This is a genomic window from Vibrio sp. Isolate32 (assembly GCF_022397955.1).
Lineage (GTDB): Bacteria > Pseudomonadota > Gammaproteobacteria > Enterobacterales > Vibrionaceae > Vibrio.
Map to the genome: position 1 here is coordinate 37,358 of NZ_JAKEUQ010000008.1, position 22,275 is coordinate 59,632.

Below are 22,275 nucleotides of genomic sequence, written 5' to 3' on the forward strand. Positions count from 1 at the left end.
TGCCACACCCTGTGGTCCAAATCTGTTTACTGAAACAAGAAAGCCTACGTCATTAAACTATAGGCTCTCTTTTTCATGCTAACCGAATATTATTGTGATTAATCAGTCACTTTACTATAGGGGAAATAAAGTGACTGACTCGATCACTCGGTACTTAATTCAATAAACTTGGTATTTACAGTGAAAGTACCACGCCAGCAATCGCTGCACTCATTAAGTTAGCAAACACACCTGCACAAATCGCTTTAAAGCCGTATTGTGAGATGAAAGAGCGACGCTCTGGTACCAAGCTACCCAGACCACCAATCAGAATCGCCATCGTTGAGATGCTAGCGAAGCCACACAGTGCGAAGGTTACAATCGCTTGTGAATGCTCGCTAAGAACCTCTTTCGCATCCATTAACTGAATGAAAGCGACAAATTCGTTCACAACAACCTTGTTACCGATCAGTGAACCTGCCACAACAGCCTCAGACCACGGCACACCGATCAGCCATGCAATGGGTGCGAACACATAACCTAGGAGAAGTTCGAAGCTTAGGTTTACGCCAAACCAACCACCAACAATACCTAGCAAGCCATTCAGCATTGCAATCACACTGATAAAGGCAAGAAGTGTCGCACCCACCGCAACGGCAATACGAAGTCCAGACATAGCCCCATCTGCCATGGCCTCAACTACGTTTGTTGCTCGTGGAATTTCAACATCAGACTCAATGTTTTCTTGAACATCGTCAGCACTGCCCGGAACGAAGATTTTAGCCATTAACAGACCTGCAGGTGCAGACATGAATGCCGCTGCAATCAGGTAGTTTAGGTCTACACCTAGTGACGCATAACCGACAAGCGTGCCACCAGCAACAGATGCCAAACCACATACCATCACTGCGAACAATTGCGAGTCCGTCATGTGTTTCAGGTAAGGCTTAACCACCAATGGTGCTTCAATCATGCCAACGAAGATATTTGCTGTCGCAGACAGGGATTCTGCACGGCCTGTGCCCAAGAACTTCTGTAGCGCACCACCGATAAGGTTGATCACTTTTGGCATAAAACCGATGTGGTACAAACCAGAGATAAGTGCAGAGCAAAAGATAATGATGCCAAGAACATTAATCGCGAAAACGAAGCCGTTATTTGTTAGGCCGCCAAATAGGAAGTTAATCCCTTCTTGACCGTAGTTAATCAAGCTAGATACCGCACCTGTGGCTGCATTCAACGCTTCTTTACCCATTGGTACATATAGAACCAATAGCGCGAATGAGATTTGTAATAAGAAAGCCAAAGAGACTGTTCTTAGTGGAATATTTTTTCTGTCCGTAGATAGTAACCAAGCGGCAACTAAAATAGTAATAATTCCAAGTAGCGAAGCCATGTGCGTCAACCTAAAAGTTGTAGTTAGGAAAGGCGACGCATTCTATAGAGGAAATCGTTTGCGGCAAGCGGCGGTTGTTAATGTGATGTTGGGGTAATCACTCTTGAGCAGTGGTTTTAATTAAGTTATTGAATTTAAATAATTAACTTTGATTAAAACGCGTACTTTTTCCATATAGAAATTATATTTATAGATTTGGAAACAGTTAACGATGCAGCTCAACACAAGTTTTTAGGTTTTCATCCCAGTAAGTTGGCGATCCGATATGATCTTTGATGAACTCGATCACCGCAGAAAGCTTCTTCGGCATATTCTTTCTACTCGGATAAACAGCATAGAACGGCATCAGTTGACTCGCTCTCCATCCCGGCAATACTTGAATCAACTTACCCGTTCTAAACTCTTCTTTCACTAGGTAAGTGGCTAAGTAAGCCACACCCCATCCTGATACCGCTGCGTCTCTTACTGCCTCAGCTAAATCCACCGAGTAATCCCCGGCTACTTTTACACTGAGGTTTTCTTGTCCGTTATCAAACGCCCACGATGTGTAATCTCGCTCTCGGCTGCGATAGATGAGGCAATTGTGATCAATTAAATCAGACGGTACGTGTGGTGTTCCGGCTTTAATCAGGTAATCGGGTGATGCGGCTACCACAAACTAACTATCTGCCAATCGCTGCGCAATATACCCTTCAGGCAAGTCTTCGTTATTGGTGATCCAAAGATCGAGGCGCTCTTCAATCATATCCACTTTGTAATCGAACAGGTGAACTTCGATTCTCAACTGAGGATAAAGCTGTCTGAGCTCATCAATCGCAGAAATAATATGTAAGGTGCCAAATGACTGCGACAGCCCAACACGCAGTATTCCAGAGATGTCATCACGCTGGCTGTCCATATCCATTTGAGACGCTTTTACCGTATTAAACAGTTGCTCACAGTGCTGATAGAACACTTCCCCCGCTTCCGTTAGCGTGAGGCTACGTGTGGTTCGTTGTACCAACTTGATACCAATAGAGTCTTCAAGCAAAGCAACTTGTTTACTGATATGAGACACCGAAACGTTCAAGCTTTTCGCAGCACTGGTAAAGCCATCATGCTTAATTAATGCATGGAATATCACCATCTGTGCAGCTCTATCTGTTAGCACAAGGACACCTTCTTAAATCTCTGAAATATAAAATCAAAAAGGACTCCGAAGAGCCCTTTAGTTCATTTTTCCTATGGTAGGCCAAATGCTATCAAAGCAAGCCATACCGATTAATACAATTAGGTCTACTAATCAAACTTGATTCTGTCTGCTAGATGACTGACAGCCAAAGCAAAGTAGTAAGAACGATTCCACTTCATTAACACATTGTAGTTATTGTAAACGAGGTAAGAACGGCCCGCTTTGTCATCTGGCATAATTAACCAAGCTTTGATGTCTTCATCAAGGTTTGGCAGTGGGCGGTCGTCATAACGCTTAATACCTAGCTCAGACCACTCTTTTAGGTATTTCGCTTTTTCTTCAGAGCGACCTTGTAAATCTGTAGAAACCGTTGACGGTACGCGAACCTGACGGCCCCAAGTGTACTGGTCATCCCAACCAGATTGGCTCAGATAATTCGCCGCCGAGGCAAACACATCTTCTTCAGTACCCCAGATATCTTTTTTACCATCGCCATTACCATCTGCGGCATACGCTAAGAATGAGCTAGGCATAAACTGAGGTTGGCCCATTGCACCAGCCCAGGAGCCTTTCATCTCTTTCGGGGTTATATGTCCTTGGTCAAGAATAGTCAACGCCGCCATCGCTTCACTGCGGAAAAACGCTTCTCTGCGCCCTTCGTAAGCCATCGTCGTTAAAGCATCGATAACGCTGTAGTTACCCGTGAATTTACCGAAGTTACTCTCAACGCCCCATAAAGCGACAATAAATCGCGGCTGAACACCATATTCATCACCAATGCGCTTTAAGGCTTTGTAATGCTTCTTATACAGTGATCTTGCTTGCTTCACTTTCCAATCTGGTACTGCTCGTGGAATGTATTCATCCAGAGTCAGTTTCTTTTCAGGTTGGTTTTTATCCGCTTTGACCGCTCTTGGCTTAAACGTTACACCATCAAAGGCTTCATCAATGATCGCTTCAGAAATGCCTTCTTCACGGCCTTGTTGCTTTAGTTTTTCTACATATTGCTCGAAACTCAGCTCTTGAGCCTGTACTGAGCCAATGGTCAAGCTATTACCTAAAAGTAATGCCGACACCGCCAATGTGCTTTTCGAAAATTTACTCAACGATCACTCCTCCCTGAATTGAGATAGTTATCACTCTTCGTCTTGATTGTTTTGCTGAGCTTTGCGCTCTTTGTACAGCTCAAGTTCGTTTACTGGTGGCGGCGGAACCTGCAAAAAGAAACCATCGGTGTTCAGTGATTCTCTCACTTTATCGATGTTAACTTGAGCCAGTTTGCGACCGTCCATTTTAATTACCATTACAAAGCTAGGTTTACCAAACATTTGCATCAATGCGTCAGGAACTTGTGAAAAATCATCCTTCTTAGGGATATAAAGGTATGTTCCTTCTTTCTTTGAGCTTTTATATATAGAACACAGCATGACAAACCTTTTTAATTGATTATGACTACAAAACTCTCACTTGCGAGATCAATAGTTTATGTAAGGGAAATATTGGGAACAAAACGTTCATTTGACAACAAGATTACTTGCTGTGCTTGGTCTGGGAATATAACATGATAAACCTAGTTTCAGGCAATGCCCTTTATTTTATTAATAAAGAAATTGTACCAATTCGCTATTGAGGTCCTGTAGTTTTTCGATGTCTAGTAATCCAGATCTAAAAGGTAGCAGCTTTACGCTATCTGTTTTGCACTTATCCGATGATCAAGTCGAAAATGCAGTCTCTTTTCTTCAAGAGAAGGTAGACCAAGCGCCCACTTTTTTTGCTGCCGCACCTGTGGTTATCAACATCAGTAAAGTGGCTGGCGATATCGACTTCGTAAAGCTAAAAGATGGCATATCTCAAGCGGGTATGATTCCGGTTGGCGTAGCTGGCTGTTCTAACAAACGCATGCAAAACCTTGCTAGAGAAGCTGGCTTTGCGGTCATGACGGCAAGTAAATCCCCATCGCAAGCGCCTGCAAAAATGGCACCGATTAAAGTAATTAGAACCCCGATTCGTTCTGGGCAGCAGGTATACGCAAAAGATGGCGACCTGTTAATTCTAAGTCACGTAAGTGCAGGTGCAGAAGTGATTGCCGATGGCAGTATCCATATTCATGGCACATTACGCGGCCGTGCGATTGCCGGTGCAAGTGGTCAAACTGAAGCAAAAATAATTTGTAATGATTTACAAGCCGAGCTGGTTTCTATTGCAGGAAATTACTGGCTCAGCGATCAAATTGAAAGCGAGTACTGGCAGAAGAAAACCATGTTCAGTATGGCAAACGATGTATTACACGTTGACGTCCTCGCAATATAAGAGAAATAAAAGGAAAAAATAATGGCACGCATTATCGTTGTAACGTCAGGTAAAGGCGGGGTAGGCAAAACGACCTCTAGTGCAGCTATTGCCTCTGGTCTGGCTCTAAAAGGAAAGAAAACTGCAGTTATCGACTTTGATATCGGTCTGCGTAACCTTGATTTAATCATGGGTTGTGAGCGTCGTGTTGTTTACGATTTCGTTAACGTTATCAATGGTGAAGCAACGCTTAACCAAGCGATGATCAAAGATAAGCGCACAGACAACCTATTCATTCTCCCTGCTTCTCAAACTCGTGATAAAGACGCACTAACTAAAGATGGTGTTCGTCGCGTATTTGATGAACTGGATGAGATGGGCTTTGATTTCATCATCTGTGATTCTCCAGCGGGTATCGAGCAAGGCGCTCTGATGGCGTTGTACTTTGCTGATGAAGCAATTGTAACGACCAACCCTGAAGTCTCTTCTGTACGCGACTCAGACCGTATTCTAGGTATTCTTGACTCTAAATCTCGTCGTTCAGAGGACGGACTAGAGCCAGTGAAAACTCACCTTCTACTGACTCGCTACAACCCAGCTCGCGTAAATCAAGGCGAGATGCTGAGTGTGGAAGATGTTGAAGAGATCCTACACATTTCTCTACTGGGCGTAATCCCTGAGAGCCAAGCGGTACTGAACGCATCGAACAAAGGTGTTCCAGTGATCTTTGACGAAGCAACCGACGCAGGTATGGCTTACAATGATACTGTAGAACGACTACTAGGTAGCCAAGTTGACTTCCGCTTCTTAACGGAACAGAAGAAAGGCATCTTCAAACGACTGTTCGGGGGCTAATACGCAATGTCATTACTAGAGTTTTTCAGACCACAGAAGAAGACCACTGCAAACCTAGCCAAAGAGCGTTTGCAGATCATTGTTGCTGAACGCCGTAGCCATGACGACCCAGCGCCGTCTTACCTGCCGCAACTAAAAGAAGACATCTTGAAGTGTATTGCTAAGTACGTAGAAGTGGATCCATCAATGGTTGACCTTACGTTCGAACACAAAGATGACGATATCTCAGTATTAGAGCTGAACGTTAAACTACCTGAAGACGATAAGTAATCATCACTATCTCGTCAGCAGATTGAATAAAAAAGAGAGCCTAGGCTCTCTTTTTTGTGTCTGCGTTTTGTTCTTAAACAGTCTGGCTATTTGATTGCTTTATTCAGCCTCTCGCCAACCAGATCTAAACGCCAACCTTGCATCACATCCGGCAGTTTTTCTGGATTACGATCGTGCTTCCATACCCAACTCAACATTTGGTTTAGTTGCTTCTTCGATGCCAAAAATTCAGTCGCTAGGCCACTGTGTTGCGAAGCGGTTTTCACTTCATCTTTCAACACTTTAAAGACTTGCTTATAGCCCGGGTAGTCCATCAGACGTTCAACTGGGGCTGGGTACTCTTCTTCTGGCGTATGCTCTGCTAGCTTAACGATTGAGCTGATCTTCGCGCCATGACGACGTACAGATCGGAAATCAAAACCTTCTTCTTCCATACGCTTCGGATTCTTAATCGCAAAACGCGCGACAGCCCAAAGATCTTGTTCTTTAAAGATAAAGTTCAATGCGAGATCGCGCTTAATCGCTTCTTTCAAACGCCACGTTGCAAGTGGTCTTAAGATAGCAAGTTGCTGTGGCTTAAGTTGCCATGCGCCTTTGATATCAAGGTAAGCTGTATCTGGGTTAACTTTACGGATACGCTTAGCCACCTGCAGGTCAGACTCTTGTTGCGCCGCTTCCCACCAGCCGGCTTCCATCACTTTCTCAAGAAGCTTATTGTACATAGGCATTAAGTAGTGAACGTCTGCTGCCGCGTAGTCGAGTTGTTTTTGAGAAAGCGGGCGCGCCAGCCAATCAGTGCGAGATTCACTCTTATCTAAATCCACACCAACAAACTCTGAAACCAAAGCAGCAAAGCCCGTTGATAAGCCATGCCCTAAGAACGCCGCCATGATTTGGGTATCGACCATTGGGGTTGGCGTACAATCAAATGCGTTCTGGAATACTTCTAAATCTTCACCGCATGCGTGTAGCACTTTCAGTACTGAAGCGTCTTTCAATAGCCCAACGAACGGTGTCATTTCATCAAGAGCAATAGGGTCAATCAGAGACAGCGTTTCGCCGTCAAATAACTGAATCAAGCCTAATTGAGGGTAATAGGTTCTTGTACGAACAAACTCCGTATCAAGCATAACGACATCGGCTTCACGTGCTTGTTGGCAAACTCGCTCAAGGTCTTTCAATTGGGTAATGATTTGATAATCCACAAAAACTCTCACTGGTTTCTATTTGATCGCCGGATACAAAAATGCCGACATTAACTGTCGGCATTCTAACACCATTTTACCACGCCCGCTTAGATTAAGCGTTTCAATGGTTTTAGGCAGAACTGTGCTTGTTACTCACTTGCGCGTTTAGCAAGCTCAGCATCGTTCTCTTCACGCAGTACGCGACGTAAGATCTTACCTACGTTGGTCTTTGGAAGATCTTCTCTAAACTCAACCAGTTTAGGTACTTTGTAACCCGTTAGGTGTTCACGACAGTGCGCGATAATATCTTCTTTAGTTAGGCTAGGATCACGTTTAACCACGTAGATCTTAACCAGCTCACCAGACACTTCGTGAGGTTGACCAATCGCTGCTACTTCTAGCACTTGGCCGTGTAGTGCAACGACATCTTCAATCTCGTTCGGGTAAACGTTAAAGCCAGACACAAGAATCATGTCTTTCTTACGGTCAACAATGTGCAGCAAGCCTTCGTCATCAAACTTAACGATGTCACCCGTCGACAACCAACCGTCTTGGTCAATCACTTCTTTGGTCGCTTCTGGACGTTGCCAGTAACCTTGCATCACTTGAGGACCACGAACTTGCAGCTCACCCACTTGATCATTAGCAACCACGTTACCTTCATCATCAATGATACGAACATCGGTTGAAGGTACCGGTAAACCGATAGCACCCGTGTAATCTTTTAGGTCATATGGGTTACCCGTTACCAGCGGTGAACACTCGGTTAAACCATAGCCTTCTAACAGGTGGATACCTGTCACTTTCTTCCATTGTTCAGCAACAGCGCGTTGAACCGCCATACCACCACCAACTGACAGGCGTAAGTTACTGAAGTCTAATTCATGGAAATCTTCGTTATTTACTAACGCATTAAACAGTGTGTTTACACCGGTAATTGCGGTAAACGGAACCTTTTGCAGCTCTTTGATGAAACCAGGAATATCACGAGGGTTAGTGATAAGAAGGTTACGACCACCCATTTCTACGAACAGCAAGCAGTTTACTGTCAGTGCAAATACGTGATACAGCGGCAATGCTGTTACCACTAATTCTCGGCCTTCATGCAGAACCGGACCATACGCCCCTTTCGCTTGAAGTACGTTCGCGATCATATTGCGATGCGTTAAGATTGCACCCTTCGCAACACCCGTCGTACCACCAGTGTACTGAAGGAATGCAATATCATCCCCAGTCATAAATGGTTTTACATACTGAAGGCGACGACCTTTATGCAGCGCTTTTCTGAACGAGATAGCACCCGGTAGATCATACTTAGGAACCATACCTTTCACGTATTTCACGACGAAATCGACAATAGTACCTTTCGCACGAGGTAACATTTGACCAAGACTAGTCAGTACTACGTGCTTCACAGGAGTGTTATCGACCACTTTTTCTAGCGTGCTAGCAAAGTTTGAAACAATAACGATCGCCTTTGCACCAGAATCGTTCAGTTGATGCTCTAGCTCACGAGGTGTGTACAGTGGGTTGACGTTCACTGCAATCATACCAGCGCGCAATACACCAAAGAGTGCAATTGGGTATTGCAGCAAGTTTGGCATCATCAGTGCAACGCGATCGCCCTTCTTGAGCTTCAAATCATTCTGCAGGTAAGCAGCAAAAGCACGACTGCGCTCTTCAAGCTTACGGAATGTCATGACTGAGCCCATGTTCTCAAAAGCAGGTTGGTCTGCGTATTTCTGTACAGACTGCTCGAACATTTCGATAAGAGATGGGTATTGATCTGGGTTGATCGTTTCTGGTACGTCACTTGGATAACGTGAAAGCCAAGGTTTATCCACTATGTTACTCCTCGTTTATCAGCTGACGACTGCTTCGCCGCTTTTATCATTACGGTATTACAGCACAGCTTTAGTGCATGAGCACTAAAAGGCTCAAACACTTGTTTAAATTTTGTTAACTAAACCAAGAATTAGCTCTGAAACTAGCTCTGGGCTCTCTAAATGACAGTGATGTCCGCCGGGAACAGTCTCGATTTTTAGAGGACTATGGGCTGATTTGTAGCGATTATGCTGCAAATGTCTAAATCCATCATTGCCTAATATTATGAGTTGAGGGCATTCAATAGCCGCCATAATCGCTTCAGCGTGCGCCTGTGACATTCGGTATAATGAGTCACATTTTAGATTAGGGTCGCATCGCCATTGCCAGGAGTCGTCTAACTCGGCAATCCCTCGCTCTACAAGAGGAGCAATGAGTTCTGCATTGATTTGATTGGCGTGTGCTCTCAGCTTAATAGCATCCTCTAGGCTTACTAAAGGACGTGAAGGCTTTCTCCGCTGTCGAAGACGACTGAGTACCCCATCTCTTAGACGAGAGACCGTTTCTTGGGGAGCTTCAGAAAGAGGTCCGTGACCTTCAATTTGAATTAATCCTGACACCTTTTCAGGAAAGGCGGCACTATAGCAACTTGCTATCAATGCACCAAGTGAATGTCCTACTAGTACCAGTCTGTTTGACGATAATTTAGTCACAAGCTGATGTAAATCATCTATATAGTCATGAAATGGGTAGTAACTTCCCGACTTGTGTGAAGAAAAGCCGTGGCCAAAGAGATCAATCGCAATCAGGTGACAATCGGGGAGACTGGTTTGTAGGTTGGCAATCACAGAAGAAAAACTCGCAGAGTTATCTAACCACCCATGAATAAAAACGACCGTCGTGACGGTCGTTTCTGGGTTACCTATCTGTTGTGTGGCAAGCGTCCCGCTCGCAAGGGAATATGATTTATCAATCATCAAGCTTTAGTAACCTCTAATCCTTGCTTGGTGTAGCAATCAACATCTAATAACTAGCGTTAATTACTCGACATCCTGTATAACTCTGCCTTGTCTTGGCATTGTTTGAAAACTGCGGCAATGTAGGCTTCTGCACGAATAGTAGGTTGGTGCGAAATCGTTAACAACGACACGCTCCGTAATGTTCCACAGACGTTGGTTATCTACCTTCATCACCGGGAAGGTGTAAGGGTACTCACCGATTTTGCCATCTTCACTACCGTCTGATTGACCAACTAGCGTAATCAAACGACCCTCAGCAAAGCTTAACGGCTCAACGTATCCTTCAATATAACCAACAAAGCGCCCACTCGGCTCTGCATCGAGATCTGGCTTACCATTGCTTGAAATTGGCATGTTCGCAACTTCAATTCGAGTTCTGTCTTTTAAGTTGGTCACTTTAGAAATCACGCCACCTAACCGAACACTCTTGGCGTCTGGTAATTGGTCAACCCATTGTTGGTAGTCGCTGATAACAGGCTCTGATTTTGCTTCGAGTTCGCTAGGTAGTGATGAACATCCTGCTAGCACCAAGATACCAAGAGAAAGGGCAATTAAGCGTATTTTAGATAAGTAATTAGACATGGTTCTGGTCCTTAAACAGGCATTAATAAATCGCTTCAGATGTAAATATCGACACCGATAAGCTTTGCAAGTTCTTCTTTTTTCGCCTGGTTCATTACATCCATGTATTCTTCCATAGCCTTACGTCCTCGGCCTTCTGGAAGATCATACTGGATTTGAGCCTTGTGTAGCTCAGACTCTTTAACTTGACGAATAGAATGAGAGACAGCATTGGCCACTTTGGTTGGTTGCCCAACCGCAGTGCTAGCATCAGATTTTTTTGCCTGCTCCTTCTTTTTAACTCGATTCGGCTTAGACGTATGGCCTATCGAAGAAGGAGGTAAGTTATTAATTGATACCATGACTAAATATCTGCCCTCTCAAATCTAAATAATACGCATTTAGATCTAATTTGCATCAGAACCTTGTAAAAAATTACTCGCGACCTGGTAGCTTCTTCCATGTCACTTTGTCACGCAGATACACTGGTTCAGACTCTTCAGCTGGCACGGCTTTGCCTTCTGCATAAGCAAATTGAGCCAGGAACGCCATATCTTGAGCTTCTGGAAATAGCACGTCACACGCTTTGGTGTTGATCGCTAGTGTGTCCATATGCTCTGCGTAAGCTTCCCAACCGGTACCCACTTTTGCCCATGTTTCAGAGTCTGCTTCAAGCTGCGCAGCCAATTCACTTGGCGGTGTTACACATTCAGCATCAACCGCAGTCCAACGACCGTCTTGTTCACGGCTGTAGCGAGCCCAGTACACTTCACTCATACGTGCATCAATCGCTGTCGCAACATGAGTTTCACCAAATTTACGGTAGCTGCCTTGCGCCATTGCAGCCAGTGTGGAGACACCGATCATTGGTAAATCCGCACCAAAAGCCAAGCCTTGAGCAATACCAATACCAATACGTACACCCGTGAAACTGCCTGGACCTTGACCAAACGCGATAGCATCAATATCGGTTAAAGCGACATTCGCTTCTTTCAGTACTTCATCAACCATAGGTAGAATTTTTTTCGTATGGTCTCGAGGTGCCTCTTCGCTGCGAGCGAACACCTGGTCACCAATTACTAATGCAACTGAACAGTTTTCAGTTGCGGTATCTACTGCAAGAATTTTCGCGCTCATTTGTGTCTCAAATATTCGTTATCTAATCTATAAATAATGGCTAAGCTCAACAATGCCAGTTATTCGGCAGCGGTTGAATGGTCTTTAGCTAAGAATTCTTTAATGACCCCTAAGTCACGTGTACGAGGGATAGGCGGTAAACTCGCCAAAAAGATGCCACCGTAATCGCGAGTCACCAATCGGTTATCGCAAATAATCAAAGCACCATTATCACGCTTATCACGTATCAATCGGCCCACACCTTGTTTCAAGGTAATCACGGCATCTGGCAATTGTACCTGTGCAAAAGGGTCGCCCCCTTTTAACTTACAGTCCTCAATGCGAGCCTTAAGTAAAGGGTCATCAGGGGCTGTAAAGGGCAATTTATCGATGATAACACAGCTTAATGCATCGCCCCTAACATCTATCCCTTCCCAGAAAGCGCCTGTCGCCACCAGCAAGGCATTGCCCAACTCCATAAACTCAGCCAAGGTTTTTTGCTTACTTGTCTCACCTTGCAACAGCACCGGCACGGTCAAGGTTTCACGGAATCGCTCCCCTAACTCTTTCATCATGCTGTGTGAAGTGCACAAGAAGAAACAACGACCTTGGTTTTGCTCAATCACAGGCGTCAGCATACGAACCAACTTATCGGCTAAGCCCGGGCTATTCGGTTCTGGAAGATAACGAGGCACACACAAACGCGCTTGATTCGGATAATCGAATGGGCTCGGCAGTGAGAACTGAGCCGAGGGCTTTAAGCCTAGTCGCGAAGTGAAGTGGTCGAAATCGTCCGATACCGCCAAGGTTGCTGAGGTAAACACCCAAGCGCCCGGCTTCAGCTCAATCTGCTCGTGAAATTTGTCGGCAACTGAAAGCGGCGTAATGTGCAAAGCAAAATGGCGCGGAGTGGTGTCATACCAATAGGAGTAACCAGTAATCGATACATCACATACACGCTCAATGCGTGACTTAATCATGTTTGCACGCTCGAAAGCGGTATCCAATAATTGGCTTCGTCCGAGTGCTAATTTCAAGACATCTACAGCGAGTTGCAATGCGTCTTGCAAGCGAACTAACTCTCTAGCGATCGACTCTGATTTTAGCGCCTCACGCCAGTTACCACGAAAACCGGTATCACCCAGCACAATTCTTAAATCGGATGAGGACTGAACGAGCCTGTCACCAACCTTTTGCAATTGGCGCATGTCTTTCGCTTCGGTGCGATAGCCAATTTCAATGTCTTTGGCGAGCTCGTGAATTTGTCGACTCGATACAGACTGACCAAAATATTGGCTCGCAATGTCGGGAAGTTGATGCGCTTCATCGAAGATAAACACATCGGCCTCTGGGATGAGCTCACCGAATCCGGTCTCTTTAATCGCGAGATCGGCTAGGAAAAGGTGATGGTTCACTACGACGACATCGCAATCCATCGCTTTTTTACGCGCTTTCAATACAAAGCAATCGGTATAACTTGGACACTCTTTGCCCAAGCAATTGTCGTTGGTCGAGGTAATCGTTGGGATTACAGGACTATCTTCCGCAATATCATCACAATCACCTAAATCACCGGTTTGCGTGGATGACGACCAGCTACGAACTTTGACTAACTGAGCGAGTAGCGTTGGATCCGTATGAGTACCATGACTTTCGATCATTTGGCGGCTCAACCTATCCAAACACAAATAGTTTGAACGCCCCTTAAGCAGCGCAACTTGACCATGAAAACCAAGGGCATCAGTCATTAAAGGCAGATCACGGTGGAACAGTTGCTCTTGAAGGTTTTTAGACCCCGTACTAATGATGGTTTTCTTACCACTAAGCAGTGCCGGCACAAGATAAGCAAATGTCTTACCGGTACCCGTCCCTGCTTCAACTACCAATTGGCTCTGTTGCTGAATGGCCTTTGAAACTGCTTCAGCCATGTCTAACTGAGCTTGTCTTGGTTGAAAGCCCGGGATTGCTTTACCCAGTGCGCCATCAGCAGAAAACGTTTTAGATATCATAGAGTACGAAGTTTAAAAAAAGTGAAGGCGAATTATGGCAGGTTTAGTGAGCCGGCGCGAATCAAGAATGACTTCGCACAGGAGGTGTCTGGGTTATTTCAAATTACCAACAGAACGGAGATGAAAATCGAGATTGCTGTTTTAGCTTAAAGGTTAATTGCTTATTTTCGATTGAGATAACGAGATAGCCAAGGAGCGCCTTCAAATTCATTATCATTTGGCTGTATGGCTTTTACTGCATCGCTTGGCAAGGTTTTGCTTTCCCACATTTCATCGAGAACATTTCCATCTAGCTCTGCGCTGCCAGCCAATGAATTCACGCGTTTGCAGTACAGTTTTTTTGCTAGTAACTCTTTATCCATAAGTATCACCTCTATTTTTGGCCAAGGCGAAAATGCCTCGGTTGAAGTTCAAATGCGTACTACGGTCAAAACTTTAAAAATGAAGCTTCTGCCTGTTTTTCTATCTGAATACTGATATTTCGATATCAAACAATTTATCAAAGCGATAAATGAGCAGCAGAATTTGTTGAAACCAAATTGATAATAGATTAATTATAACGGTGATATTGCGGCTCAGTTCACCGTTCGACGGCCTGTATTTAATTTGAAGAATAAAAAATATTTCATGGAAGTAAGATGCAAATGGAAAGAAAAACATTACTAACACATTGTACTGATGCCCCAGGCCTCATCTCAAAAATCACCAACATTTGTTACAAACACCAACTCAATATTATTCACAACAATGAGTTTGTAGATAACACCAGCGGTCACTTCTTTATGCGCACCGAGCTAGAGGGTTACTTCAATGACGAAACCTTACTAGCCGATTTAGACCAAGCGTTGCCAGAGAATGCAAAACGCAAGCTAATGAGCTCTTCTCGCAAGCGTGTTGTGATTCTTGTAACCAAAGAAGCGCATTGCCTCGGCGACATTCTAATGAAGAATTTTGATGGCAGTTTAGACGTTGAAATCGCGGCAGTTGTCGGTAACTACGACATTCTACAAAGCCTAACCGAGCGTTTTGATATCCCTTACCACCATGTTTCTCACGAAGGGCTAAACCGTGAAGAGCATGAGCAGAAGATGTTGGAAGTGATTGACCAATACGAGGCAGATTACCTTGTTTTGGCTAAGTACATGCGAGTGCTTACTCCAGGGTTTGTTGAAAAGTACAACCACAAGATCATCAACATTCACCACAGCTTCTTGCCAGCGTTCATCGGCGCGAAACCATACCAACAAGCGTATGAGCGCGGCGTAAAAATCATTGGTGCAACGGCGCACTTTGTGACTAATGATTTGGATGAAGGTCCAATCATCAAACAAGATGTTATCCCAGTGGATCACAACTTCAGCGCGAAAGACATGGCGCAAGCTGGTCGTGACGTAGAGAAGAACGTATTGAGTAAGGCGCTAAACAAGGTGATCAATGATCACGTGTTTGTTTACGGAAACAAGACTGTGATTCTTTAAGTCGGATATCGATTTCCGGTAAGACTTCCAGTTAGAACCCAATAAAAACGCGCAATAGGGTTAACCCATTGCGCGTTTTTTGTATCTAGTTATTAGACTAGCTTTTAGAGATTCCCGATTACGCTCCTTCGTCGCTATCGGGAATGACGGTGTTCTCTAGTTAGCGAAAACTATGGCTCGGAAACATCCACTCAAACCGAATGATTGTAAGGCCCAGCCCAGACCCGTCATTCCGACGAGCCTAGGCGAGATCAGGAATCTCTTCTTTGAACAACCTTAGGTTATGCCTGCTCTGACTCAACAATCTTCTTCAACGAATGTGGGTGCAGCTTAATGCAAATCCCTTGATGTTTAAAAGCCACTGTTGGGTTATTCAAGCGTTCCCCCTCGCCTTTCGGACTAGAGAGTTTGATCTTAACGCCTTGCTCAACCAGCGTTTCAAAGTTAGCAGCGAATTGCGGGTAAGTACCTCTCAGATCCGCTAGGTACTCATCAGCCGTTTGAGCGTGAGACGGAATCACGAACTCAACGTGTTCCCAATCTTGGCTCGGGTAAATCTTACCTTCTGCAGGGTATGGCAACTCCAAGCACTCAATGCTCCAGCCGCGACTTTGCAGAGGTTCATCAAAAGCGATCACAACAATTGGACGACCATTGATCATCGCTTGTGAAATAGTAGAGCCGTATTCAGACCATGCTTGATGTGCAGCTTTCGCTAATTCCGTTTCATTGATTCTTAGTGCGATATGATCCGCCTGAGCAAAACTCAAATCTAAACCCAGTACGTTACCTAGGTTCTCAATCTTCGCCATAAACGTATCAAGGCGGGCAATCATTTGTTGTGGTTCTAATTCGGCTTGCTTGAGGCTCATCGTCATTGTCTGTGTTCTCCAAATATTGGCTGCATGGTATCAGTTTTACCTTGTTCAACAAGCGCTGCGTATACAAAAAGACAGCCGATAAGCACGTTGGCTCACATTCCTAAATACACAAACGCTGCCTAGCGAAAATTGATTGTCAAAAACCCCTCAGGAAATGCTAATTTTCTATCAATTCGACCTATAAGAAACCGCACAAAATTGGTATGATTACTGCCATTTTTGTGAACTTAAACAGTGTCTGTTGTTCATTTCGGCATTAAATCGTTAACTAGACGCATAATTAACCAAATTTGATGACCTCGAAATAACGGCCACTCTTATCATCCTTGAATTGAAGGAAACGCGTGTGAATATCCAAGCACTTATTAATGACAAAGTATCTCAGGCTCTAGAAGCCGCTGGCGCACCTGCAGGCTCTCCTGCTGCTGTTCGCCAATCTGCAAAACCACAATTTGGTGACTACCAAGCAAACGGCGTAATGGGCGTTGCTAAGCGACTAGGCACTAACCCGCGAGAATTTGCTCAGAAAGTATTGGACGTTCTAAACCTAGACGGTATCGCTTCTAAAGTTGAAATCGCAGGTCCAGGTTTCCTTAACATCTTCCTAGATGAAGCTTTCCTTGCAAAACAAGCAGACGCAGCGCTTGCTGATTCTCGCCTTGGTGTTGCAGCAGCTGAAGCACAAACCATTGTTGCTGACTACTCAGCGCCAAATGTTGCAAAAGAAATGCACGTTGGTCACCTACGTTCAACAATCATCGGTGATGCCGTTGTTCGTACACTGGAATTCCTAGGCCACAAAGTTATCCGTGCTAACCACATCGGTGACTGGGGTACTCAATTCGGTATGCTTATCGCAAACCTTGAGCGCGTTCAGGCTGAGTCAGGTGAAGTTTCAATGGAACTTGCTGACCTTGAAGGCTTCTACCGTGAGTCTAAAAAGCTTTACGACGAAGACGAAGAGTTCGCAGTTAAAGCACGTGGCTACGTAGTGAAACTACAAAGCGGCGACGAGTTCTGTGCAGAGATGTGGAAGAAGCTTGTTGACGTAACAATGATTCAAAACCAACGCAACTACGATCGTCTAAACGTATCACTAACTCGTGATGACGTAATGGGCGAAAGCATGTACAACCACATGCTTCCAGGCATCGTTGCTGATCTTAAAGAGCAAGGTCTTGCTAAAGAAGACGACGGCGCACAAGTTGTGTTCCTAGACGAATACAAAAACAAAGATGGCGACCCAATGGGCGTTATCATCCAGAAGCGCGATGGCGGTTTCCTTTACACAACAACTGATATCGCTTGTGCAAAATACCGTTTTGAAGAGCTAGGCGCGGACCGCGTTCTTTACTTCATCGACTCTCGTCAGCACCAACACCTAATGCAAGCTTGGACTATCGTTCGTAAAGCAGGTTACATCCCAGAATCTGTTTCTCTTGAGCACCACGCGTTCGGTATGATGCTAGGTAAAGACGGTAAGCCATTCAAGACTCGTGCAGGCGGTACGGTTCGTCTAGCTGACCTTCTTGATGAAGCTGAAGTTCGTGCAGCACAACTGATCGAATCTAAGAACCCAGAACTAGCAGAAGATGAGAAGAAGGCGATCGCTAACACAGTTGCAATGGCAGCAGTTAAGTACGCAGACCTTTCTAAGCACCGTACGACTGACTACGTGTTCGATTGGGACAACATGCTTGCGTTCGAAGGTAACACAGCACCTTACATGCAATACGCATACACTCGTGTTGCTTCTGTATTTGCTAAAGCTGGCGTTTCTATGGACTCTCTTGAAGGTGAAATCAAAATCACTGAAGAGAAAGAGAAAGCACTTATCGCGAAACTTCTACAGTTTGAAGAAGCGGTTCAATCTGTTGCTCGTGAAGGTCAACCACACATCATGTGTAGCTACCTATTCGAACTAGCAGGTCAGTTCTCTAGCTTCTACGAAGCATGCCCTATCCTAGTAGCAGAAGACGAAGCTGTTAAACAGAGCCGTCTGAAGCTTGCAGCCCTAACAGCGAAGACAATTAAGCAAGGTCTATCGCTTCTAGGTATCGATACTCTAGAGCGTATGTAAGCGATTCGAGATTCGAGATTCGAGATTCGAGATTCGAGATTCGAGACAATTAGAAAGGTTGACGTTAAAGCGTCAACCTTTTGTTTTATTTGGAGGTTATATTTACTTAGCTATCGACGCTATTCGCTACCCTTCTCCTCCTCCGTCATTCTCTACAGTGAGGTACGAACGTAATAGGGAATCTACTTATTGAGATCGTAAGCGCTAGCCACATTCCCATTCCAACCTTATACTCAACTAAAACAATTAATTGGAAAGATCATGAGCTTCGAACTTCATCCTCAATTGGCAAAAGACACCACCGTTATTGGCGAGTTCCCACTTAGCCTTACACTACTACACAAAGACAACGCTGTACCTTGGGTTATTCTGGTCCCAAAACGTGCCAACCTAAAAGAGCTGCATCACTTGCCAATGAAAGAGCAACAGCAGTTCTTGCATGAATCTCAAGCAGTAAGCCAAGCACTAGAAGCTACGTTCCAACCGGATAAGCTCAACCTAGGCGCACTAGGTAACATGGTGCCACAACTACACATCCACCATATCGCACGTTTCAAAGGTGATGTGGCGTGGCCTGGCCCAGTGTGGGGCAACACCACAGGTGAACAGCGCAGTGAAGAAGAGCAAGCAGCTATCCTAACTCGTATTCAAAATGTGCTGTCACTAAGCTCTATCTTTAAGAAAGCTTAGCCTTCTGACATAGGTGATACCTAACCTCTTGGTATCACCATTATTACCAATGTGTAATAATAATTCACAAAAACACCCCATTATCACAACACAAACTCCCACGTATACTCTCTTGCACACAACATAGAGAGAGCATCATGAAACAAACCTTCAACTTATTTCGTCATATCAGCTGGATCGCCATCATCTGTTCTATGCTTGCTTCCCTACTCTTATTCTTTATGGGAGCAACCAAGACTTACTCTGCTTTTGCGATCTTCATGCTCAATCAGGTACCACCGGAATCGCTCGCGCATTTAGACACAACAGATATCGCGATCTCGTACTTGATTAAGTCTCTCGATACATTCTTGATTGCTTTTGTGCTCTTTATTTTTTCTCACGGTGTGTTCACTTTATTCATCTCTGATAAAAGTAATGCCGCGAAAAGCGACCAACAAATCAATAAAAGCAAAGTACTTAGTTGGATAAAAACACCCAATATTGGTCACCTGAAAAACATTTTAGCTGAAGTGATTATCATCATTCTCTTCGTGAAGTTTTTGGAGCTTGTGCTCGTCAATTTTGACAGCATTGGATGGGATATACTGGTTCTTCCAGTATCCATACTGTTACTGAGTATTGGCCTTAAAGTTCTTGGGTTAGGTGAAACCAAAGAGTCTTAAGCCGATAAACAAAAACAAAAAACCGCAGCTCATAGGCTGCGGTTTTTTATTAGGTATTGACCAAACTACATCATCACATTCAGCGACAGACCATCTTGTTTGCTGATGGTGTAGCGAACACGCGTTGTATGACCATGTTTGTTGGTGTCGACCATGCGAGATACTTTGCCTTTCTTGACCCACACGCTCAACATCGCATCCACGCCGTCTTCACTCATACCAAATTTCGCTGCAATCTCTTTACGCGCTGCGACACCTTGGCTGTCAATGTACTGATGAAGTTCAGTTAAAATCATACGACTTGCACCTCTAATGCTTTTTGCTTGCTGCCAACTTTCTTAAACACACGGTAGGTAATCACAAAGCCACCAGCAATCGCGACCATCCACACTGCACTTGTCACAGGGTGTGCTGCAAAGTTTGCCGCTTGGTAGTAGAAAGTTGCACCAAAGTAGCCAAGCGCCATAGTCCAGACCGCAATAAAGCGTGCAAACATTTGACCAAATTCACGAACGTAAGCACCCATTGCAGCCACACAAGGTGTGTAAAGTAGGATAAGGATCAAGTAAGCAAATGCAGCATGACCAGAAACAAATTTGTCTTTTAGGTTACCAAAGATCGATGAGTCAACCTCTTGCTCTTCTGCAACCGCACCTGAATCGCTTAAGTCACCAACCTCAATACCTAGAGGATCTGAGTAGCTCAAGCCGGCAAGGTTTTCAGGGATCGTCATTACCGCTTCTTGTAAGCTTGCTGCCAAATCGAATTCAGCGGCTTCTTCGTCTGATGGTGTTGTGTAAAGGCTGTTCAGCGTACCTACTACCGCTTCTTTCGCAAAGATACCAGTAATGATACCTACCGTCGCTGGCCAGTTTTCTTCTGTAATACCAATAGGTTGGAATACAGGCGTCACAACTTGAGCCGCCTTAGACAGTACTGAGTTTTCGCTGTCTTCGTTACCAAAGCTACCGTCCATACCTAGAGAGTTAAGGAAACTCAGAATAGCCACAACCATCACGATTGTTTTACCAGCACCAAGCATGAAACGCTTCAGTTTTTGCCATGTTTTTAGCATCACGTTTTGCACTGTCGGTAATTCGTAATCTGGCATTTCCATCACTAAGCTATCGCTGCTACCTGGGTAGATGGTGTTCTTAAGGAACAGCCCCGTAAACACAGAAGCAACAATGCCCATGATGTACAGAGCAAATACCACGTTTTGTCCAGCTCCCGGGAAGAATGCAGCTGCGAACAGAGCGTATACCGGAAGACGAGCACCACATGACATAAACGGCGCCATAGATGCTGCCAATTTACGTTCACGCTCTTGGTCAAGAGTACGAGTTGCCATGATTGAAGGTACGTTACAGCCAAAACCTAATACCAGTGGTACAAATGCTTTGCCAGGTAAGCCAATCTTCTGCATCACTTTATCAAGTACGAATGCAGCACGAGCCATGTATCCTGAGCTTTCTAGTACCGCTAAGAATAGGTAAAGAGCTGCGATAACCGGAATAAAGGTCGCAACCGTTTGAATACCACCGCCGATGCCATCAGCAAGTATCGTTACTAACCAAACGGGTAAGTGACCATCTAATAAATGGTGTCCACCATCAACTAATATAGCTCCAACACCAATATCGAAGAAGTCGATAAACGCACTACCGATATTGATAGAGAACATGAACATTAAGTACATGATGACGAAGAAGAAAGGAATACCGACCCATTTATTCAAAATGAATTGGTCTGCTTTCTCTGTAAAATTACGGCTTAGTTTACCTTCGCTGCGACGAACACGTTTACAAAGGTCATGTAAGAAAGTGTACTTAGCGTCAGCAACAGCAAGGTCAATATCGAAATCGGCACCTAGACGCACATTGTCAATTTGAGTGCGAGTTTGTGGAGCTAGCCCATTCAATACCAAGTAGTCATTTTCTAAAGCACGAATCGCTAGCGCTCGGTGAGATACGTCAGCATCATCAAATTGTGACTCAACAGAAGGGATAAGAGCTTCTAACGCGACATCGTAATTAATAGAGATTGGGTCAAGGCTTACACCTTGCACAAGCAATTTATGTAGGCGCTCTTTAAAACGAACTACTTGACCTTTATCATTTGCAGACAAGCTTAGAACTGGGCAACCTAGCTCTTTCTCTAGCGCTTTAAGGTTAATCACCTGACGCTCGCGCTTTAATACATCCATTTTGTTCAACACAACGATCATTGGGCGACCCAACTCTCGTAGTTGTAATGTCATGTATAAGCTTCGTTCTAGGCAGCTAGCATCAACAACATTGATGATCACATCTGCAGGGTGAGTCAGAACAGCGCGAGACGCGATAGATTCATCGATGCTGTTCGCGTCATTACCACTGTCTAGCGCGTAAATACCCGGTAAGTCGGTAAGCTGGAACTGATCACCTGCGTGTGAGTATAAACCCGTCTTCTTTTCTACGGTGACACCAACCCAGTTACCAACGTGCTGCTTGGCACCAGTTAGTGCATTGAACAGTGTTGTTTTACCACTATTCGGGTTACCAACGGTAAGAACTTGATAATCCATTTAGATAACCTCGATTTGTTCTGCAATGCTTTCACGAATGGCGATCGAAACACCTCTCACTTCAACTTGAAGCGGATCTCCCATAGGAGCACGACGAATAAGCGTCACCTCAGTTTTTGGCAACATCCCCATCACCATCAGTTTTTTTCTTACGTCTGGTGTTAAGCCTGTTAGTGCAACAATAGAAGCCACTTTTCCTTGCTCTAGCTGTGAGAGTTTCATAAATACCCAATTCGTGA

General features: G+C 44.6%; 22 protein-coding genes and 1 pseudogene. 7 read left to right on the forward strand and 16 right to left on the reverse strand.

The window, feature by feature from the left end:
- Positions 1-175: 175 nt before the first annotated feature.
- The 4 genes and pseudogenes from L1D11_RS07940 to L1D11_RS07955 form a co-directional block, all read right to left on the reverse strand.
- Complete coding sequence (locus tag L1D11_RS07940) at positions 176-1,375, reverse strand: NupC/NupG family nucleoside CNT transporter (RefSeq protein WP_239832653.1); 1,200 nt, start codon at positions 1,373-1,375, stop codon at positions 176-178.
- Between the two features lie 205 nt (positions 1,376-1,580).
- Positions 1,581-2,501, reverse strand: a pseudogene (locus tag L1D11_RS07945) (LysR family transcriptional regulator).
- A gap of 152 nt (positions 2,502-2,653) precedes the next feature.
- Positions 2,654-3,652, reverse strand: a complete 999-nt coding sequence (locus L1D11_RS07950) for a lytic murein transglycosylase (protein WP_239832655.1) — start codon at positions 3,650-3,652, stop codon at positions 2,654-2,656.
- A 30-nt stretch (positions 3,653-3,682) separates the two neighbouring features.
- Positions 3,683-3,973 (reverse strand): YcgL domain-containing protein, encoded by a 291-nt coding sequence (locus L1D11_RS07955; protein ID WP_004737952.1) that lies wholly within the window; start codon positions 3,971-3,973, stop codon positions 3,683-3,685.
- A 220-nt stretch (positions 3,974-4,193) separates the two neighbouring features.
- Between L1D11_RS07955 and minC the strand changes: the two genes are divergently transcribed.
- The 3 genes from minC to minE are packed head-to-tail and all read left to right on the forward strand — an operon-like array spanning position 4,194 to position 5,960.
- Positions 4,194-4,856, forward strand: coding sequence for a septum site-determining protein MinC (minC, locus tag L1D11_RS07960; protein ID WP_239832657.1), 663 nt, complete (start codon positions 4,194-4,196; stop codon positions 4,854-4,856).
- Between the two features lie 21 nt (positions 4,857-4,877).
- Positions 4,878-5,690 (forward strand): septum site-determining protein MinD, encoded by an 813-nt coding sequence (minD, locus tag L1D11_RS07965; protein WP_239832659.1) that lies wholly within the window; start codon positions 4,878-4,880, stop codon positions 5,688-5,690.
- A 6-nt stretch (positions 5,691-5,696) separates the two neighbouring features.
- Entirely contained in the window at positions 5,697-5,960 is a 264-nt protein-coding gene (gene minE, locus L1D11_RS07970; protein WP_004737949.1) for a cell division topological specificity factor MinE, read from the forward strand.
- 86 nt (positions 5,961-6,046) lie between these two features.
- Here minE and rnd read toward each other — a convergent pair whose 3' ends face one another.
- The 8 genes from rnd to L1D11_RS08010 form a co-directional block, all read right to left on the reverse strand.
- On the reverse strand, positions 6,047-7,165 hold the full coding sequence (gene rnd / locus L1D11_RS07975) for a ribonuclease D (protein ID WP_061033719.1): 1,119 nt from the start codon (positions 7,163-7,165) through the stop codon (positions 6,047-6,049).
- A gap of 131 nt (positions 7,166-7,296) precedes the next feature.
- Entirely contained in the window at positions 7,297-8,991 is a 1,695-nt protein-coding gene (gene fadD, locus L1D11_RS07980; RefSeq protein WP_102422976.1) for a long-chain-fatty-acid--CoA ligase FadD, read from the reverse strand.
- A 105-nt stretch (positions 8,992-9,096) separates the two neighbouring features.
- Positions 9,097-9,948 (reverse strand): alpha/beta hydrolase, encoded by an 852-nt coding sequence (locus L1D11_RS07985; RefSeq protein ID WP_239832660.1) that lies wholly within the window; start codon positions 9,946-9,948, stop codon positions 9,097-9,099.
- Between the two features lie 63 nt (positions 9,949-10,011).
- Positions 10,012-10,572 carry a Slp family lipoprotein gene (locus tag L1D11_RS07990; RefSeq protein WP_239832661.1) on the reverse strand — a complete coding sequence of 187 codons (561 nt, stop codon included), beginning with the start codon at positions 10,570-10,572 and terminating at the stop codon, positions 10,012-10,014.
- Positions 10,573-10,607: 35 nt separating this feature from the next.
- Positions 10,608-10,913: a chromosome partitioning protein ParA gene (locus tag L1D11_RS07995; protein WP_239832662.1), complete on the reverse strand. Its 306-nt coding sequence runs from the start codon at positions 10,911-10,913 to the stop codon at positions 10,608-10,610.
- Positions 10,914-10,986: 73 nt separating this feature from the next.
- Positions 10,987-11,688 (reverse strand): tRNA (adenosine(37)-N6)-threonylcarbamoyltransferase complex dimerization subunit type 1 TsaB, encoded by a 702-nt coding sequence (tsaB, locus tag L1D11_RS08000; protein ID WP_239832663.1) that lies wholly within the window; start codon positions 11,686-11,688, stop codon positions 10,987-10,989.
- A gap of 59 nt (positions 11,689-11,747) precedes the next feature.
- A complete protein-coding gene (locus tag L1D11_RS08005; RefSeq protein WP_239832664.1) occupies positions 11,748-13,676 on the reverse strand; it encodes an ATP-dependent DNA helicase in 1,929 nt (642 codons plus the stop codon).
- A gap of 161 nt (positions 13,677-13,837) precedes the next feature.
- A complete protein-coding gene (locus tag L1D11_RS08010) occupies positions 13,838-14,038 on the reverse strand; it encodes a hypothetical protein (protein ID WP_239832666.1) in 201 nt (66 codons plus the stop codon).
- Between the two features lie 282 nt (positions 14,039-14,320).
- On the opposite strand from L1D11_RS08010, the gene purU reads away from it, so the two are divergent.
- Positions 14,321-15,154 carry a formyltetrahydrofolate deformylase gene (gene purU / locus L1D11_RS08015; protein ID WP_239832667.1) on the forward strand — a complete coding sequence of 278 codons (834 nt, stop codon included), beginning with the start codon at positions 14,321-14,323 and terminating at the stop codon, positions 15,152-15,154.
- A gap of 281 nt (positions 15,155-15,435) precedes the next feature.
- Here the strand turns inward: purU and L1D11_RS08020 are convergent, their stop codons facing one another.
- Positions 15,436-16,032 carry a VOC family protein gene (locus L1D11_RS08020; RefSeq protein ID WP_239832668.1) on the reverse strand — a complete coding sequence of 199 codons (597 nt, stop codon included), beginning with the start codon at positions 16,030-16,032 and terminating at the stop codon, positions 15,436-15,438.
- 349 nt (positions 16,033-16,381) lie between these two features.
- Here L1D11_RS08020 and argS point away from each other — a divergent pair, with 349 nt between their 5' ends.
- From argS to L1D11_RS08035, 3 genes are all read left to right on the forward strand, one after another.
- The gene (argS, locus tag L1D11_RS08025) at positions 16,382-18,115 is read left to right on the forward strand and encodes an arginine--tRNA ligase (protein WP_239832669.1); all 1,734 of its coding nucleotides are present in this window, start codon (positions 16,382-16,384) and stop codon (positions 18,113-18,115) included.
- A 261-nt stretch (positions 18,116-18,376) separates the two neighbouring features.
- Positions 18,377-18,805 carry an HIT domain-containing protein gene (locus L1D11_RS08030; RefSeq protein ID WP_239832670.1) on the forward strand — a complete coding sequence of 143 codons (429 nt, stop codon included), beginning with the start codon at positions 18,377-18,379 and terminating at the stop codon, positions 18,803-18,805.
- A gap of 137 nt (positions 18,806-18,942) precedes the next feature.
- Positions 18,943-19,470: a YqhA family protein gene (locus L1D11_RS08035; protein WP_004737930.1), complete on the forward strand. Its 528-nt coding sequence runs from the start codon at positions 18,943-18,945 to the stop codon at positions 19,468-19,470.
- Positions 19,471-19,535: 65 nt separating this feature from the next.
- Here the strand turns inward: L1D11_RS08035 and L1D11_RS08040 are convergent, their stop codons facing one another.
- The 3 genes from L1D11_RS08040 to L1D11_RS08050 are packed head-to-tail and all read right to left on the reverse strand — an operon-like array spanning position 19,536 to position 22,258.
- Positions 19,536-19,766, reverse strand: a complete 231-nt coding sequence (locus L1D11_RS08040) for a FeoC-like transcriptional regulator (RefSeq protein ID WP_239832671.1) — start codon at positions 19,764-19,766, stop codon at positions 19,536-19,538.
- Positions 19,763-22,036 carry a Fe(2+) transporter permease subunit FeoB gene (gene feoB / locus L1D11_RS08045; protein WP_239832672.1) on the reverse strand — a complete coding sequence of 758 codons (2,274 nt, stop codon included), beginning with the start codon at positions 22,034-22,036 and terminating at the stop codon, positions 19,763-19,765. Before feoB ends, L1D11_RS08040 begins: the two co-directional genes overlap by 4 nt.
- A complete protein-coding gene (locus L1D11_RS08050; RefSeq protein WP_239832675.1) occupies positions 22,037-22,258 on the reverse strand; it encodes a FeoA family protein in 222 nt (73 codons plus the stop codon).
- Positions 22,259-22,275: the final 17 nt, after the last annotated feature.

Coding starts and splice junctions, on each gene's coding strand:
- L1D11_RS08040 (WP_239832671.1), bottom strand. CDS start 19,766: ATGATTTTAACTGAACTTCATCAGTACATTGACAGCCAAGGTGTCGCA.
- minD (WP_239832659.1), top strand. CDS start 4,878: ATGGCACGCATTATCGTTGTAACGTCAGGTAAAGGCGGGGTAGGCAAA.
- L1D11_RS07955 (WP_004737952.1), bottom strand. CDS start 3,973: ATGCTGTGTTCTATATATAAAAGCTCAAAGAAAGAAGGAACATACCTT.
- minE (WP_004737949.1), top strand. CDS start 5,697: ATGTCATTACTAGAGTTTTTCAGACCACAGAAGAAGACCACTGCAAAC.
- feoB (WP_239832672.1), bottom strand. CDS start 22,036: ATGGATTATCAAGTTCTTACCGTTGGTAACCCGAATAGTGGTAAAACA.
- L1D11_RS07990 (WP_239832661.1), bottom strand. CDS start 10,572: ATGTCTAATTACTTATCTAAAATACGCTTAATTGCCCTTTCTCTTGGT.
- L1D11_RS08020 (WP_239832668.1), bottom strand. CDS start 16,032: ATGACGATGAGCCTCAAGCAAGCCGAATTAGAACCACAACAAATGATT.
- L1D11_RS08010 (WP_239832666.1), bottom strand. CDS start 14,038: ATGGATAAAGAGTTACTAGCAAAAAAACTGTACTGCAAACGCGTGAAT.
- L1D11_RS08005 (WP_239832664.1), bottom strand. CDS start 13,676: ATGATATCTAAAACGTTTTCTGCTGATGGCGCACTGGGTAAAGCAATC.
- L1D11_RS07985 (WP_239832660.1), bottom strand. CDS start 9,948: ATGATTGATAAATCATATTCCCTTGCGAGCGGGACGCTTGCCACACAA.
- L1D11_RS08050 (WP_239832675.1), bottom strand. CDS start 22,258: ATGAAACTCTCACAGCTAGAGCAAGGAAAAGTGGCTTCTATTGTTGCA.
- tsaB (WP_239832663.1), bottom strand. CDS start 11,688: ATGAGCGCGAAAATTCTTGCAGTAGATACCGCAACTGAAAACTGTTCA.
- purU (WP_239832667.1), top strand. CDS start 14,321: ATGGAAAGAAAAACATTACTAACACATTGTACTGATGCCCCAGGCCTC.
- L1D11_RS07995 (WP_239832662.1), bottom strand. CDS start 10,913: ATGGTATCAATTAATAACTTACCTCCTTCTTCGATAGGCCATACGTCT.
- minC (WP_239832657.1), top strand. CDS start 4,194: ATGTCTAGTAATCCAGATCTAAAAGGTAGCAGCTTTACGCTATCTGTT.
- L1D11_RS07940 (WP_239832653.1), bottom strand. CDS start 1,375: ATGGCTTCGCTACTTGGAATTATTACTATTTTAGTTGCCGCTTGGTTA.
- L1D11_RS08030 (WP_239832670.1), top strand. CDS start 18,377: ATGAGCTTCGAACTTCATCCTCAATTGGCAAAAGACACCACCGTTATT.
- L1D11_RS08035 (WP_004737930.1), top strand. CDS start 18,943: ATGAAACAAACCTTCAACTTATTTCGTCATATCAGCTGGATCGCCATC.